Origin of the sequence: Hartmannibacter diazotrophicus, from assembly GCF_900231165.1 — a bacterium.
GTDB lineage: Bacteria > Pseudomonadota > Alphaproteobacteria > Rhizobiales > Pleomorphomonadaceae > Hartmannibacter > Hartmannibacter diazotrophicus.
The window spans coordinates 1,718,088-1,732,573 of the sequence record NZ_LT960614.1 but is presented as its reverse complement, the minus strand read 5'-3'; the positions used below and the strand labels follow the sequence as shown (position 1 = coordinate 1,732,573).

At 65.4% G+C, this 14,486-nt stretch carries 14 protein-coding genes and 1 pseudogene; 12 read left to right on the top strand and 3 right to left on the bottom strand.

What is annotated here, in order from left to right; genetic code table 11:
* The first annotated feature begins 208 nt into the window (after nt 1–208).
* Nucleotides 209–1,207 (top strand): carbon-nitrogen hydrolase family protein, encoded by a 999-nt coding sequence (locus HDIA_RS08025; RefSeq protein WP_099555696.1) that lies wholly within the window; start codon nt 209–211, stop codon nt 1,205–1,207.
* Nucleotides 1,208–1,284: 77 nt separating this feature from the next.
* On the opposite strand, the gene fabI is transcribed toward HDIA_RS08025, so the two are convergent.
* Together fabI and HDIA_RS25835 are read right to left on the bottom strand one after the other, a co-directional pair.
* Nucleotides 1,285–2,079, bottom strand: coding sequence for an enoyl-ACP reductase FabI (gene fabI / locus HDIA_RS25840; protein ID WP_173796298.1), 795 nt, complete (start codon nt 2,077–2,079; stop codon nt 1,285–1,287).
* A gap of 117 nt (nt 2,080–2,196) precedes the next feature.
* A pseudogene (locus HDIA_RS25835) lies at nt 2,197–2,595 on the bottom strand (MaoC/PaaZ C-terminal domain-containing protein); the annotation flags it as partial.
* 253 nt (nt 2,596–2,848) lie between these two features.
* Here HDIA_RS25835 and atpD point away from each other — a divergent pair.
* The 10 genes from atpD (at nt 2,849) to HDIA_RS07970 (ending at nt 10,878) form a co-directional block, all read left to right on the top strand.
* Complete coding sequence (atpD, locus tag HDIA_RS08015; RefSeq protein ID WP_099558772.1) at nt 2,849–4,276, top strand: F0F1 ATP synthase subunit beta; 1,428 nt, start codon at nt 2,849–2,851, stop codon at nt 4,274–4,276.
* Nucleotides 4,273–4,704 carry a F0F1 ATP synthase subunit epsilon gene (locus HDIA_RS08010; RefSeq protein ID WP_099555694.1) on the top strand — a complete coding sequence of 144 codons (432 nt, stop codon included), beginning with the start codon at nt 4,273–4,275 and terminating at the stop codon, nt 4,702–4,704. Before atpD ends, HDIA_RS08010 begins: the two co-directional genes overlap by 4 nt.
* On the top strand, nt 4,701–4,991 hold the full coding sequence (locus HDIA_RS08005; RefSeq protein ID WP_099555693.1) for an AtpZ/AtpI family protein: 291 nt from the start codon (nt 4,701–4,703) through the stop codon (nt 4,989–4,991). The genes HDIA_RS08010 and HDIA_RS08005 overlap by 4 nt, the downstream gene beginning before the upstream one ends.
* 13 nt (nt 4,992–5,004) lie before the next feature.
* Nucleotides 5,005–5,301 carry an N-ATPase subunit AtpR gene (locus HDIA_RS08000; protein ID WP_099555692.1) on the top strand — a complete coding sequence of 99 codons (297 nt, stop codon included), beginning with the start codon at nt 5,005–5,007 and terminating at the stop codon, nt 5,299–5,301.
* Nucleotides 5,298–6,002, top strand: coding sequence for a F0F1 ATP synthase subunit A (locus HDIA_RS07995; RefSeq protein ID WP_099555691.1), 705 nt, complete (start codon nt 5,298–5,300; stop codon nt 6,000–6,002). The genes HDIA_RS08000 and HDIA_RS07995 overlap by 4 nt, the downstream gene beginning before the upstream one ends.
* Nucleotides 5,999–6,244, top strand: coding sequence for a F0F1 ATP synthase subunit C (locus HDIA_RS07990; protein WP_099555690.1), 246 nt, complete (start codon nt 5,999–6,001; stop codon nt 6,242–6,244). Before HDIA_RS07995 ends, HDIA_RS07990 begins: the two co-directional genes overlap by 4 nt.
* A gap of 15 nt (nt 6,245–6,259) precedes the next feature.
* On the top strand, nt 6,260–7,009 hold the full coding sequence (locus HDIA_RS07985) for a F0F1 ATP synthase subunit delta (protein WP_099555689.1): 750 nt from the start codon (nt 6,260–6,262) through the stop codon (nt 7,007–7,009).
* Nucleotides 7,006–8,556, top strand: a complete 1,551-nt coding sequence (locus tag HDIA_RS07980; RefSeq protein WP_099555688.1) for a F0F1 ATP synthase subunit alpha — start codon at nt 7,006–7,008, stop codon at nt 8,554–8,556. Before HDIA_RS07985 ends, HDIA_RS07980 begins: the two co-directional genes overlap by 4 nt.
* On the top strand, nt 8,553–9,467 hold the full coding sequence (locus HDIA_RS07975) for a F0F1 ATP synthase subunit gamma (RefSeq protein WP_099555687.1): 915 nt from the start codon (nt 8,553–8,555) through the stop codon (nt 9,465–9,467). Before HDIA_RS07980 ends, HDIA_RS07975 begins: the two co-directional genes overlap by 4 nt.
* A 208-nt stretch (nt 9,468–9,675) precedes the next feature.
* Nucleotides 9,676–10,878, top strand: coding sequence for an alpha/beta fold hydrolase (locus HDIA_RS07970; protein WP_245884201.1), 1,203 nt, complete (start codon nt 9,676–9,678; stop codon nt 10,876–10,878).
* 124 nt (nt 10,879–11,002) lie between these two features.
* Here HDIA_RS07970 and HDIA_RS07965 read toward each other — a convergent pair whose 3' ends face one another.
* Nucleotides 11,003–12,223 (bottom strand): SAM-dependent methyltransferase, encoded by a 1,221-nt coding sequence (locus HDIA_RS07965; protein ID WP_245884200.1) that lies wholly within the window; start codon nt 12,221–12,223, stop codon nt 11,003–11,005.
* 414 nt (nt 12,224–12,637) lie between these two features.
* On the opposite strand from HDIA_RS07965, the gene HDIA_RS07960 reads away from it, so the two are divergent.
* Nucleotides 12,638–14,476 (top strand): heavy metal translocating P-type ATPase, encoded by a 1,839-nt coding sequence (locus HDIA_RS07960; RefSeq protein WP_245884199.1) that lies wholly within the window; start codon nt 12,638–12,640, stop codon nt 14,474–14,476.
* Nucleotides 14,477–14,486 lie beyond the last annotated feature (10 nt).

Sequence of the window (14,486 nt, the reverse complement as noted above, 5' to 3'; positions counted from 1 at the left end):
GGCGCAGCGTCGCGTCAGGGCGTTGACGAATCTGGACGTGGCCGGCAATCTCGTGATCTGGCGTGACCCACGCCGAACCTCCCGAGGCCTTCCCCAGCATGGTCTTTCACGGAGGCAAAGGGACTTTGGTCTCGGGTCGCCGTTGTGGTCCGACCGTTTCGGGCATGGTTGCTGGGGAACTCGTGTCCGGGACGTGGAAGGCCTGACCATGACACGAAATCGAAATCTCAAGCAGCGCGTTCGCGCCCGCGCCGCCAAGACCGGCGAATCCTACACATCCGCCCTCCGGCACATTCGCCAGAGCTTGCCTCAAAGAACCGATCCGGGTGCCAGATCGATCCGGATTGCCGTTGCGCAAACGACGCTCTTCAACGATCCCCGCGACGTTGACGGTCTTCGGGCCAGCGGATGCGAAATCCGGTGCATGATGCGTGAGGCGCATGATGCCGGGGCAAGGCTGGTGCACTTTCCCGAAGGCGCGACCTGCTCACCCAACAAGCGCATCATGTCCAGCCAGGGCCCACGTGACATCGGCCCTTCGGACTGGGACCGGTTCGAATGGGCCGTTCTGCGCGAAGAACTGGACACGACACGGAGGCTGGCGCGCGATCTCGGGCTCTGGGCAGTCCTCGGGTCGGTGCATCGGCTCACCCCGCCGCACCGTCCGCACAACAGCCTCTATGTCCTGTCCGATCTCGGCGAGCTGGTCACGCGCTACGACGAACGCATGCTGTCGAACACGAAAGTCTCGTACATGTATTCGCCGGGCCTGATGCCGGTGACATTCGAGGTCGACGGCGTCCGTTTCGGCTGCGCGCTCGGCATGGAAACGCACTTTCCCGAAATCTTCCTCGAATACGAGCGGCTCAACGTCGATTGCATGCTGTTTTCGACGACAGGCGAGTCGACGGTCAACGCGTCCGCCTTCGCGGCCGAGGCGTTGGGCCATGCGGCAAGCTGTTGGTGTTGGGTGAGCTTTTCCGCCCACGCGCCGCAAAGCCGGGTTGCCCCGTCGGGGATCGCGGCGCCGGACGGTTCATGGGCCGCGCAGTGTCGCTGCGACGGCACGCCGTCGCTTGCCGTTGCGACTGTCGAGATCGACCCGGCCCATCCCGCCCGACCATGGCGGAGAACCGCCCGAGGCGGCATCTATGATCCGCATCAGGCGAAAGACGATCCGAGGAGCGAGAGCCGCAACAGCTTTTGACGGATCAACGGCAGACTGTGGGGCGCCTTGCCTCACAGTTCGCTGTCCGTGGTCGGCACGGTTTTAAACCCGACGCCTCAGGCCATCAGATGGGCACCGCCATCCACCGGAATGATGGTGCCCGTCATGTGCCGGGCGGAATCGCTGACAAGGAAGGCGGCGAGGTTGCCGACATCGCTGATATCGATAAGCAAGCGTTCGGGGGCTCTGGCCGCTGCCGCCTCCATCAGCGCGTCGAAACGGTCGATGCCGCTTGCCGCCCGGGTGCGGATCGGCCCCGGCGAAATGGCATGGGCGCGAATGCCTTTCGGGCCGAGTTCGGCCGCCAGATACTTTACCGAACTCTCCAGCGCCGCCTTGACCGGCCCCATGAGATTGTAGTGATCGACCACCCGTTCGGATCCATAGAAGGTCATGGCCAGCAGCGTGCCGCCATCCTTCATCAGCGGCTCGGCCAGATGCGCCATGCGGATGAAGGAATGGCAGGAGACGTCCATCGCAAGCGCGAAGCCATCAGCGCTGGCGTCCACCACGCGCCCGTGCAGGTCTTCCTTTGAGGCGAAGGCGATGGAATGGACGAGGAAGTCGAGGCCGCCCCATTCCCGTTCGATCCTCTCGAAGACCGCCTCGAGTTGCCCCGGCTGCCGAACGTCGCAGGGCATCACCAGTTCGCAGCCGAGCCGGTCCGTGACGGGACGCACGAAAGGCTCGGCCTTCTCGTTCAGATAGGTGGCAGCCAGACGCGCTCCGGCACGGTAGAAAACCTCCGAGCAGCCGGCGGCGATGCTCTTGTCGTTGGCAATGCCGATCACAAGACCGCGCTTGCCTCTCAGATCGACAACGGGCCGCGCCTGAGCCGGCGAGGAGAGAATCGTCGGCGGCTTCAGATCGCCGTTGTCGAGGCGCACGGTCGGCAGATCGACGCGGGGCCGCCTGATCTTCTCCTTCGGCGCACGCACATGCGCCGTGCCGGCGATGACCGTCCTGCCTTTCTGGTTGGTGCACAGGCAGTCGAGCACGAGGTCGCCCTTGTCACCGTCCCTGCCGGTGACCGTCACGGTGGCGGTGATCGTATCGCCGATGTCGACCGGGGCGAGGAATTTCAGGTCCTGGCCGAGGTAGATCGTGCCCGGGCCGGGCAGGATGGTGCCGAGGACGCTGGAGATCAGACCCGCGCCCAGCATGCCGTGGGCGATCACCCGATGAAACATGTCCGTTTCGGCATACTCCGGGTCGAGATGGGCCGGATTGACGTCGCCGGAGACCACGGCAAAAAGCTGAATGTCCTCGGCCGAGATGGTGCGGGAGATCGAGGCGTTGTCGCCGAGCTTGATCTCGTCGAAGGTCCGGTTTTCGATGATCAGGCTTTGCGGCGTCGAATTGGTCATGAAGGCATCCTTTCCTGGGGGAGGATCGCGAGAGGATGAGCCGGGCCGCATTAGCAGCGCACCGCACAAGGCGCCTTGATGCAGCGCAATATAGGTCGGTTTCCTTATGATCGAAATCAATGCATCCGCTTTGAAATCTCCTATCATTCGTCAACTATCAGCCGGATGACGGCAGCCTCGATGACCCGAGCGAAAGTGGAAGGCGCGGATGGCAGGCAGCGGCACGGCCAGTCCAGACACGGCCAGTCCAGACATGGCGACAGGAACGGTGATCGCCCTTCGCGGGGCCGTGCTGGACGTTGCCTTTCCGGCGGGTGCCCTGCCCGCCATCGAGGATGCGCTGGAGATCGAGGGCGAGGACGGCCTCAAGGTGATGGCCGAGGTTCAGGCCCACCTGGATGAGACCAGCGTGCGCGCGCTGGCCCTGCACGCGACGACAGGCCTTGGACGCGGCATGACCGTGCGTCCGATTGGCGGACCGGTCGAGGTGCCGGTCGGCGATGCCGTTCTCGGCCGGCTTCTCGACGTCACGGGCCGGACCGGCGACAAGGCCCCTCCCCTTGGTCCGGAGACGCCGCGCCGTCCGATCCATCGCGCGCCGCCGCCGCTCAACCAGCAGACCGGCGTCGCCGACCTCTTCACCACCGGCATCAAGGTCATCGATCTTCTCTGCCCGATCGCGCAAGGCGGCAAGGCGGCGATGTTCGGCGGGGCCGGCGTCGGCAAGACCGTTCTGGTGATGGAACTCATCCACGCCATGGTGGCCGGCTACCAGGGTCTTTCGGTCTTTGCCGGTGTCGGCGAGCGCTCGCGCGAAGGCCACGAGATGCTGAACGACATGACGGAATCGGGTGTCCTCGGCGACACCGTGCTCGTCTACGGCCAGATGAACGAGCCGCCCGGCGCGCGCTGGCGCGTTCCGCTGACGGCGCTGACGATCGCGGAGTATTTCCGCGACGAGCAGCACCGCAACGTGTTGCTGCTGATGGACAACGTCTTTCGCTTCGTCCAGGCCGGCGCCGAGGTCTCCGGCCTGCTCGGACGGCTGCCCTCGCGCGTCGGCTACCAGCCGACGCTGGCCACCGAAGTCGCCGCCCTGCAGGAGCGCATTGCTTCCGTCGCGGGCGCCGCCGTGACGGCCATCGAGGCCGTCTATGTGCCGGCCGACGATTTCACCGATCCTGCCGTCACCGCGATTGCCTCTCATGTGGACAGCATGGTGGTGCTCTCGCGGGCCATGGCGGCGGAAGGCATCTATCCGGCCGTCGACCCGATCGCCTCGACCTCCGTGCTGCTCGATCCCCTGATCGTCGGCGAGGAACATGCCCGGATCGCCACCGAAGTCCGGCGCGTGATCGAGCATTACCGCGAACTTCAGGACGTCATTTCCCTTCTCGGTATCGAGGAACTCGGCGTCGAGGACCGCCGGCTGGTCGGGCGGGCGCGGCGGCTGCAACGTTTTCTGACGCAGCCTTTTTCCGTGACCGAAGCCTTCACTGGGCTGCCGGGCCGGTCGGTCCCGATTGCCGACACGCTGGCCGGCTGCAAGTCGATCCTCGACGGAGACTGCGACGACTGGCGCGAGTCCTCGTTCTACATGGTCGGCACGCTCGACGAGGCACACGCCAAGGAAGACGCCGACCGCAAGGCGCATCCGCCCGAGAAGGCGGCCATGTCATGAGCGACAGACTGCACCTGCGCGTGACGACGCCCGCCACGGTTCTCATCGACAGCGACGACATTGCCGCCGTGCGCGCCGAAGACGCCAGCGGCAGCTTCGGCCTGCTGCCAGGCCACGCCGACCTCCTCACCGTGCTGGAGCCGTCCGTGTTGCGCTGGCGGGACAGCGAAGGAATGCTTCGCTATTGCGCCCACAGCGGCGGCGTGATGACCGTCACCAACGGGCGCGACGTGGCCATTGCCTGCCGGGAAGGCGTGATCGGCACCGATCTCGACCGTCTGCGGGAGGACGTCCTGCGGATGCGCGAGGCCAATCTCGATGCCGACCGGCGGACCCGGGTCGAGGACACGCGCATGCACGCCCGCGCGGTACGACAGCTCATGCGCCAGTTGGAGGAGCCCGCCGAAGACTGGAAGCCCGCGCCATGAGCGAGCCGGACGCACCAAGGGAACACGATCCCGTGGAGAGCGCGGCGGAGCGCGATGCCGCCCGTCGCAAGGCCGGGATCGAGGCGCCGGAGCCGTCCCTTGGCGCCCGGCTCGGCCAGATCGGGGCGCTCGGCTGGATCACGATCATGCCGATCCTCATCGGGCTCTACATCGGCCACCTGATCGACGTCGCCGTCGATGGCGGCATCACCTTTTCCGCCGCTTTGATCATGGTCGGCGCCGCCGTCGGGCTCTGGTCCGGCTGGCGCTGGATGAACCGCTCGTGAGGAGCCCACGACAATGCTGACCCTGCCCGCAATCCTGCCCGAACTGCCGCTTGCCGCAGGCCTCGCGATAGGAGGCGTCTTCGGGCTGCTTGTCGGGCTGGCCTATTTCGGTTCGCTCACCTGGACGGTCGACTGTTTTGCCGAAGGGCGTGCCGGACGCGCGCTCGTCCTGCAACTGTTGCGCTTTCTTCTGCTCGCCGGCGGGCTTGTGCTGATGGCCCTGCTCGGCGCGACCGCCCTCATTTCCTCGGCAATCGGCATCACCGTGGCGCGCATGATTGTCCTGCGCCGGAGGGGAACGACGGCATGATCGACTCGCCGCTTGCCATCAAGCCGCTCTTCCAGATCGGGCCGGCCATCATCACCGAGCCGGTCATCGTGACCTGGGCGATCATGGCCGTATTCGGCTTGGGCAGTTATCTGCTGACGCGCCGTCTCTCGCTCGATGCCCCCTCGCGAATGCAGGCGGTGCTTGAGCTTCTCGTCAGTGTCGTCGACAGCCAGATCCGCGACACGACGCAAAGCGACCCGGCGCCGTTTCGAGGGCTGATCGGCTCGATCTTCCTCTACATCCTGATTGCCAACTGGTCGTCGCTGCTTCCGGGCGTCGAACCGCCGACCGCCCGCCTCGAAACCGACGCCGCCCTTGCGCTCATCGTTTTTGTCGCCTCCATCGCCTTCGGAATCCGTACGGCGGGGCTCAAGGGCTATCTCAAGACCTTTGCCGAACCGACGCTGTTCATGATCCCGCTCAACATCATCGAGCAGTTCACGCGGACCTTTTCGCTGCTCGTCCGCCTCTTCGGCAACGTCATGAGCGGCGCCTTCATCATCGCCATCGTGCTGTCGCTCGCCGGGCTTTTCGTGCCGATCCCGTTGATGGCGCTCGATCTGCTCACCGGCGCCGTCCAGGCCTACATCTTCGCGGTGCTTGCCACGGTCTTCATCGGCGCCGCCGTCAGCGAGGCGCACAAGGCCCCTTCCCCTTCAACCGACCGGAGTCCTTCATGAACGTCATCGACATCGCCAGCATCCTCGCGGCCGCCTTTGCCGTGTCTTTCGGCGCGCTGGGGCCAGCTCTTGCGGAAGGACGTGCCGTCGCGGCCGCGATGGACGCCATCGCCCGCCAGCCGGAAGCGGCCGGCACAATCTCGCGCACGCTTTTCGTCGGCCTCGCGATGATCGAGACGACTGCGATCTACTGTCTCGTCGTCGCGCTGCTGCTGCTTTTTGCCAACCCCTTCGTCCAATAAGGCGCGTAAAGCCCGATGCAGATCGACTGGTGGACCCTCGCGCTTCAGCTTATCAATGCGCTCATCCTCATCTGGATTCTGTCCCGATTCCTGTTCAAGCCAGTCGCGAAGGTGATTGCGGACCGGCAGGCTGCCGCGCGAAAAATCGTTGAGGAAGCTGAAGCGCTCAAGCAGGCGGCGGAGGCGGACAGGACGGCCATCGCAGCGGAGCGGAGCAACCTTGCCGCCGAGCACGAGCGCCTGCTGGCCGCTTCGAGGCAGGACGCCGACGAGGCTCGCCAAAGCCTAGTCGCCAAGGCTGAAGCCGAGATCGAAGACATGCGGTCGGCCGCCGCCAGCATCATCGACCGCCAGAAGCAGGAGGCGGCCAAGGAGGTCTCCCGGCAGGCGACGCAGCTTGCCGTTGCCATTGCGCGGCGTCTGGTGTCGCGCCTGCCCGACGCCTCGAAAGTCACGGGCTTTGCCGAAGGACTTGCGAAAGCGATTGCCGAACTGCCCGAAACTACCCGGGCCGACCTTGCAGGCATGGATGCGCCGCTCCGGCTGCATGTTGCCCGGCCGCTCACCGAGGAGGAGACGGCGGCAATCACTGCGGCAATTGGCGAGGTGCTCGGCCATGCGCCCGCTCTCGATCCGGTCGTCGATCCCGATGTCATCGCCGGGCTTGAGGTCGAGGCGCAGCACGCCGTGATCCGCAACAGCCTCAGGGGCGATCTGGACAGGATTCTCGCCGAATTCCAGGACCAGGAGGCCGAGACAAGATGAGCGATCCCGCGCCCGTCGGCGTCGACAGCGACTGGCTCGACCGCAAGCTCGAACGCCTCGATTCGATCACCCTCGGCTCGTCGGCGGCAAGCGTCGGCCGGGTGGAGCAGATCGGCGACGGCATTGCCACCGTATCCGGCCTGCCCGAGGCCAAACTCGGCGAGGTACTGACTTTCGAGAATGATGTTTCCGGCTTCGTCCTTTCCCTCGACCGGGCAACGATGTCCGTCGTGCTGCTCGACGAGGGCGTGAACGTTGGCGCCGGCTCCAGCGTAACGGCGAGCGGCCATGTCCTGCACGTGCCCGTCGGCCCGGAACTGCTCGGGCGGGTCGTCGACCCGCTCGGCCGCCCGCTCGACCGCGACGAGGCTATCGCCGCAAGTCAGTTCGAGCCGATCGAGCGCCCGGCTCCTGCCATCATCGAGCGCGACCTCGTTTCCGAGCCCATGGAAACCGGCGTTCTCGTCGTCGACAGCCTCTTTGCCCTCGGCCGTGGTCAGCGCGAACTCATCGTCGGCGACCGGGCCACCGGCAAGACGTCGATCGCCGTCGAGGCAATGATCAACCAGAAATCGACCGACGTCGTCTGCGTCTATGTCGCCGTCGGCCAACGCGCGACCGCCGTCGACCGGGTGATCGAAGCCGTTCAGGCGCATGGCGCGCCCGAACGCTGCATCTTCGTGGTGGCGCAGGCGGCCAGCGCTCCGGGCCTGCAATGGATGGCGCCTTTCGCCGGTTTCACCATGGCCGAATATTTCCGCGACCGGGGCCAGGACGCGCTCATCATCGTCGACGATCTGAGCAAGCACGCGGCAACGCACCGGGAGCTGGCGCTGCTCACCAATGAGCCGCCGGGCCGCGAGGCTTATCCCGGCGACATCTTCTATCTTCATGCGCGGCTGCTGGAGCGCGCGGCCAGGCTCTCGCCGGAGCGCGGCGGCGGATCGCTGACCGCCCTGCCAATTGCCGAGACCGACGCCGCAAACCTGTCCGCCTATATCCCGACCAATCTCATCTCCATCACCGACGGGCAGATCGTGCTCTCGGCCGATCTCTTCGCCGCCAACCAGAGACCGGCGGTGGACGTCGGCCTATCCGTCAGCCGTGTCGGCGGCAAGGCCCAGAAAAAGGCGCTGCGCGATGTGTCCGGCCGCGTACGGCTCGACTATTCCCAGTTTCTGGAGCTGGAGATGTTCACCCGCTTCGGCGGCCTGTCCGACACGCGCGTCAAGGCGCAGATCGCGCGCGGCCAGCGGATCCGGGCCCTCCTGACCCAGCCGCGCTTTGCCAGCCTGCGCCTCGTCGACCAGGTAGCCCTGCTCGCCGGTCTCGGCGAGGGTCTTCTGGACCCGTTGCCGATTGCCGCGATCAACGCCCTGCGGCGCTCGCTGCCGAGCTTCCTTGACGCGCATGCGGGCGAAGCAGTCAGCCGGGTGACGACCTCCGGTCTGCTCGATGACGAATGCCGTGCCGCCTTCCTTGCGGCGGTTCGGGAGCTTTGCGCCCGGCTCACCGGGACGGCGCCATCCGAAGGCGGGACGCCATGAGCGACCGGCTTGCCGGCGTCGAGCGGCGGATCGCGACGACGCACCAGCTCTCGGCCATCATCACGGCCATGCGCGGTATCGCCGCCGTGCGCAGCCACGAAGCGCGCCAGCAGCTCGACGGCATTCGCGCCTACTCGGCCATGGTCGGCCACGGCATCGCGCATGCGCTGGCCCTTGGCGAGGCGGATGCGCTGCCCGACGCCCGTCCGCTGTCGCCGCACGAGGACGGGCGGCCGGGCGGACGCCATGCCGTGATCGCCTTCACCGCCGAACAGGGATTTGCCGGCAGCTTCAGCGAACGGGTTCTCGAGCAAGCGCTGACGCTCCTCGACTTCGCCCACAGGCACGACACCGCGCTGCTGCTGATCGGCGACCGTGGCCTGATGGCGGCGGCCGAACGGGACGTGCGGCCGGACTGGCAGGCGCCGATGATCGCCCGCGTCGATCAGGCCGCGGCGCTCGCCAACAGGATCATGGGCGAACTCCTGCGCCGTTTCGGCCTCGGCCATCTGGAAAGCGTGAGCGTCGTCTATGCGATGCCCAGCCATTCCGGTGCGTCCGATATCGTCAAACGGCGTCTTGTGCCCTTCGACTACAGCCGCTTTCCGCCCGTGCGGCAGGAGAACCCTCCCCTGACGACGCTTGCCGCCGACGCCCTCCTGTCGAAGCTTTCCGCCGAGTATATGTTCGCGGAACTCTGCGAGGCGGTGATCCTGTCCTTTGCGGCGGAAAACGAGGCCCGCGTCGCGGCGATGATCGCAGCGCGCCAGTCGGTCGACGACACGCTCTCCGACCTCACGGCCAAATCACGCCTGCTGCGCCAGGATGCGATCACCAGCGAACTGGTGGAACTGGCCGGCGGGGCACGCGCCCGTAAGCGGTCAAAGGCGCAGAGAAACCGCAAGGCTTGAAGCCGGCGGCCGTCGTGCCCCCGACGCAGATGGCGACGCTGACCGCAAGGCGGGCACCGATGCCGAAATCCTGATTTGCAGTCGCCGCTCTCCGGGTGACGATGTCCGGTCCAAAGATGATGCCGAAATGCCGTCAGGGCTTTTACGGACCTTGCACAATGGTTAACCAGCGGAAAGGATCCCTTTCCTGCAGATGAAAGGCGGCACCATGGCCGGCAAGTCCCCCTTCGATCTGGCCTTTCTCGCCTTCGGCCTGCCCATGCTGACCGGACAGGCGATGATGTCCTCGATGTGGCGCGGGATGACCGGCCTGAACGACCGGGGGCAGCCTGCCGGCGGACAGGAGCCCCAATGGGCGAGCGAGCAACGGATCGCGCTTCAACTCGATGCGGTCACGTTGCGCGATTTCTCAGGCACGACGCCGGACGAGCCGGCAACCGAGAGCCCCTCTCCGGGCGTCATTCCGACCCTCGTCCTGGCGCCCTACTCCCTGCACAATGCGGCTGTCGCCGACATCGCGCCCGGCCACAGCCTGATGGCCACACTGCGCGACGAGGGGCTGGCCCGACTGTTTCTGGTGGACTGGCACTCGGCAACCAGGTCCATGCGCTACCGGACGATCGACGACTGCCTGGCCGATCTCAATGTCCTCGTCGACAGCGTCGGCACGCCGGTCGATCTCGTCGGCCTTTGTCAGGGCGGCTGGCTCGGCCTCATCTATGCGGCGCGCTTTCCTGGCAAGGTGCGGCGGATCGTTCTTGCCGGCGCGCCGATCGACCTTCAGGCAGGATCATCGAGGTTTTCCGCGCTTGCCGCCTCCGTGCCCCTGCATGTGTTCGAAGAGTTCGTCAACCATGAGGACGGGCTGGTGCTCGGCGAGGATGTGCATGCCTTCTGGTCCGCGCATGAGGATGAGGCGGCCGTTGCCCGGCAATCGCTGCAGATCGGCGAGGCGGGGTCTTCCGACGATGCCGAGCTCGCCCTTGACGCCTATGCGGCGTGGAACCGGTCACCCATCAATCTTCCCGGCGCCTACTATCTCGATGTCGTGCATCGGATCTTTCACGAAAATCAGCTCGTGGGCGGCAGTTTCGTCGCCCTCGGCAGGACAATCGATCTCGGCGCCGTCAGGTCGCCGGTCTACATGCTTGCAGCCGGGCAGGACGACACCGTGGCCAGGGAACAGATCTTCGCCACGGAACATCTGGTCGGCACGCCCGGGGAGAAGATCGCCAAGGCAATCGCGCCGGGCAACCATCTCAGCCTGATGATGGGGCAGAAGATGCTCCGCGAGGTCTGGCCCAAGATTGTCCGCTGGCTCAGGGCGCCATCCGTCCAAACCGTGCCAGCCAAGCCGAAACCGGCCGCCGCCGCTCCAAGGCGCAGGAACAGGACGGCCCGCGAACGGTGACAGACCCCGTCAGGGCAGAAGCGTTTTGGCCGCGCGGGACGGGCACGGGCTCAGTCGCGCCAACGAGCTTGCCGGCCCCGTGTCGAACGGAGACGGCAAGCCCCGCCAGTGTGGTGACCGCAGCTCACGTTGCCGAGGCGATACTCGGACCCTGGGTGTCGTTGCCGAAGAGCGCGATCTCGTTCTTCTGAAGCGCCTCTTCGCCGCCCGCGATGTAGTCGCGCGTCACCGGCAGGACGCCGTTATTCTTCGTGAACTGCATCTGGAAGACGACGAGGTCCTCATATCGGAACGATGCTTCCGCGATCGCGAGATAGAACTCCCACATGCGGCAGAAACGCTCGTCGTAATAGGCCTTCGCCTCGTTCCATGTCGCCATGAAGCGATCTCTCCAGGCCTTCAGCGTCTCGGCGTAGTGCAGCCGCAGGACCTCGATGTCGGTGACCTGCAAGCCGGATTTTTCGACCGCCGGGACAATCTCGGAGAGCGTCGGAAGATGGCCGCCGGGGAAAATATACTTGGTCAGCCAGGGATTGGTGGTGTCGGGCGTGCCCGTCCGGCCGATGGTGTGGACCAGCATCACGCCGCTTTCCGACAGAAGGTTCGAGGCCGAGCGGAAGAAGGTGTTGTATTGCGCCGGGCCGACGTGCTCGAACATGCCGACCGAGACGATGCGGTCGAAGCTTCCCTGCGTGTGGCGGTAGTCCTCCAGTTCGAAGGACACCGTCTCCAGGTTCTGCTCCTCCGCTCGCTGCCTCGCGACGGCAAGCTGCTCCTGAGACAGGGTGATCCCCTTGACGAAGCCGGCCTGGCCGATGGTGCTGAGATAAAGCGCGAGGCCTCCCCAGCCGCAGCCGATATCCAGCACCCTCATGCCGGACGTGAGCGCCAGCTTGGCCGTGATATGGCGCTTCTTCGTCAGTTGCGCCGTTTCGAGGGAATCGTTGGGGGTCTCGAAGTAGGCGCAGGAATACTGCATGTCCCGGTCGAGAAAGAGGCGGTAGAAGCGCTCGTCGAGATCGTAGTGATGAGCGACATTGCTGCGCGACCGGCCGATGGAGTTCCAACTCGTCAGCTTGCGCAGCCACCTGCGCAGCCGGACCGGCGCCTGGAAGATCAGGCGATTGCGATCACCGCCACTCGTGGAAAGACACAGATAGAGCAGATCGTCGATCGTGCCTTCGAGAACCTCCAGCCGGCGATTCATGTAGAGTTCGCCGAGCGCCATTTCCGGATCGAAGACGAGAAACCAGACGGCCCTCTTGTCATTGATCCGGACGTGGACCTTGGGTTCGCCGCCGTCGCCCGCCTTGATCAGGCGGCCGCCCGGCAATTCGACAGTCAATTGTCCACGCTCGACGAAAGCGTGAACCACTTGGGAGAGCAATCGTTCCGATAACGTCATACTTTGCCAGCCCACTCGTTGAAAAGCCGATGGCAGAGGAAGTTTGCCTCACAACCATGCAAGCTGCATTCCAGCGCACTTGTCAAACATTCGTTGACCAAGATCGTTCCGGTCCCGCGCGAATGAGCCATGTTGTTGTCGGCTTATTGGGGCTTGCACGCCGGACAGATCGGATCTTGCGATGCCGCGCATCACAAAAGCATCGATCCTCCCGATGGCCTTTCAGGCACTGTCTTTGTTGTCTTCATCAATGGGTCCGTCTTTCCCGTCATATCCCTCGCTGTGCTAGTGACTTAGAATAGCTCGAACGCCAGGCGACCGATGACCGGCGCAACCAGAGACGATGTCAAAAACGTGCAGCCAAACCCCACCGGTCCAGCCATCCCCTATCGACTGATCGTCTTGATACTGGCAACCGTCGGCGCGGTTTCGGGAGCCATCGCGTGGCTCATCGGCCGGCCGGACGTGGCAGCAGGATCGTGGGCAGCGGGAACGCTACCTGTACTTGTGGCCCTTGCGATCGATATCGTGGTCACACTCAGACGCGGAGACGTCGGGCTCGATCTGATCGCAGCTTTGTCGATGGGGACGGCACTGGCATTCGGGGAACCGCTGGCCGCCAATGTGGTAGCGTTAATGTATGCAGGCGGCGAACAGTTGGAAAGCCTTGCGGAAGGGCGCGCCACCCGGGAAATGACCGCCCTCATCGGTCACGTTGCTCGAACAGCCCTGAAAATCGCTGGCGAACGCATGGTGGAGACACCCATCGAGGTGCTGCAACCTGGCGATCAAATTTACGTGCGTCACGGCGAAGTCGTGCCCGCCGACGGCTTGCTGGCGGATCAGACCGCCGTCCTCGACACGTCGCCCCTGACGGGAGAAAGCCTCCCCGTCACGCTGAATTCCGGCATGGCGGTACTGAGCGGCGCGACCAACATCGGCAATGCCTTCACCATGACCGCGACCAAGGCTGCCGCGGACAGTGCCTACGCCTCGATCGTTCGCCTCGTCGAGCAGGCCCGCGCCAGCAAGGCGCCGAGTTCGCGCATCGCCGACCGCTATGCCATCTGGTTTCTTCTTCTGACGCTGGTCGTCGCCGGGCTTGCCTGGGGGCTTTCCGGCGATCGCATGCGGGCCCTTGCCGTTCTCGTGGTGGCAACCCCCTGCCCGCTGATCCTGGCCCTTCCCATCGCCATCATCTCGGGCATGTCCCGGGCCGCGAGCATCGGCGTCCTGATCAAGACGGCCGGCGCGCTGGAAGCCCTTTCCAACCTCAAGACGGCCATTCTCGACAAGACGGGGACCCTCACCATCGGAATGGTGCGGCTTCGCGAGATCCGTCCGGAACCGGGCTTCAGCCAGGACGACCTCCTGCAGCTTGCCGCCTCGCTCGACCAGGCTTCGCACCACATTGTCGCCAAGGCGCTCATTGCGGCGGCGGACGAGGCCGGCCTTGATCTCGTCACCCCGACCGACGTCGAGGAAGTCGCCGGGTCCGGCCTGACGGGACATGTCGCGGGCCGATCGGTCGTACTTGGCGGGCGGGATTTCGTCCGCGACCATATCGACGACATGCCCGAGGATGTCGCGGCCACCCTGCCGGCCGGAACGGCCATCGTCGCGGTGGCGGTCGACAACCGCTTTGCCGGCGTCATCGCCCTTGCCGACGAGCTTCGCGACGATGCGGTGGAAACGCTGGCAAGCTTCCGGCGGGGCGGCATCCGCCGGATCGTCCTTGCCTCCGGCGATCATGAGGCGGTTGTCGCCGACGTCAGGCAGTCGCTCGATGTCGACGTCGCCCACGGCGCCATGCAGCCGGAGGACAAGCTGCGGCTGGTGGAGCGCGAGCAGCAGAACGGACCGGTGATCATGGTCGGCGACGGGGTCAACGACGCGCCGGCGCTGGCGCGGGCCAACGTGGGCGTCGCGCTTGGTGTCCATGGTACCGCGGCTTCGTCGGAAACGGCCGACGTGGTGCTTCTCGTCGACCGTCTTTCACGCCTTGGCGATGCGATGACGATTGCCCGCAGGGCAAGAATGATCGCCATGCAGAGCGTTCTCGTCGGCCTCGGGCTTTCCATCGCCGCCATGGTCGTCGCGGCCTTCGGCTTCCTGCCGCCCGTCGCGGGCGCCTTGACGCAGGAAGCCATCGACATTGCCGTCATCCTCAATGCGATGCGCGTCCTCAGGTGACACCAAACAT

Bases quoted from the DNA above. Each gene is read 5' to 3' on its own strand.
- HDIA_RS08025 (WP_099555696.1), top strand. From the start codon at position 209: ATGACACGAAATCGAAATCTCAAGCAGCGCGTTCGCGCCCGCGCCGCC.
- atpD (WP_099558772.1), top strand. From the start codon at position 2,849: ATGGCGACAGGAACGGTGATCGCCCTTCGCGGGGCCGTGCTGGACGTT.
- HDIA_RS08010 (WP_099555694.1), top strand. From the start codon at position 4,273: ATGAGCGACAGACTGCACCTGCGCGTGACGACGCCCGCCACGGTTCTC.
- HDIA_RS08005 (WP_099555693.1), top strand. From the start codon at position 4,701: ATGAGCGAGCCGGACGCACCAAGGGAACACGATCCCGTGGAGAGCGCG.
- HDIA_RS08000 (WP_099555692.1), top strand. From the start codon at position 5,005: ATGCTGACCCTGCCCGCAATCCTGCCCGAACTGCCGCTTGCCGCAGGC.
- HDIA_RS07995 (WP_099555691.1), top strand. From the start codon at position 5,298: ATGATCGACTCGCCGCTTGCCATCAAGCCGCTCTTCCAGATCGGGCCG.
- HDIA_RS07990 (WP_099555690.1), top strand. From the start codon at position 5,999: ATGAACGTCATCGACATCGCCAGCATCCTCGCGGCCGCCTTTGCCGTG.
- HDIA_RS07985 (WP_099555689.1), top strand. From the start codon at position 6,260: ATGCAGATCGACTGGTGGACCCTCGCGCTTCAGCTTATCAATGCGCTC.
- HDIA_RS07980 (WP_099555688.1), top strand. From the start codon at position 7,006: ATGAGCGATCCCGCGCCCGTCGGCGTCGACAGCGACTGGCTCGACCGC.
- HDIA_RS07975 (WP_099555687.1), top strand. From the start codon at position 8,553: ATGAGCGACCGGCTTGCCGGCGTCGAGCGGCGGATCGCGACGACGCAC.
- HDIA_RS07970 (WP_245884201.1), top strand. From the start codon at position 9,676: ATGGCCGGCAAGTCCCCCTTCGATCTGGCCTTTCTCGCCTTCGGCCTG.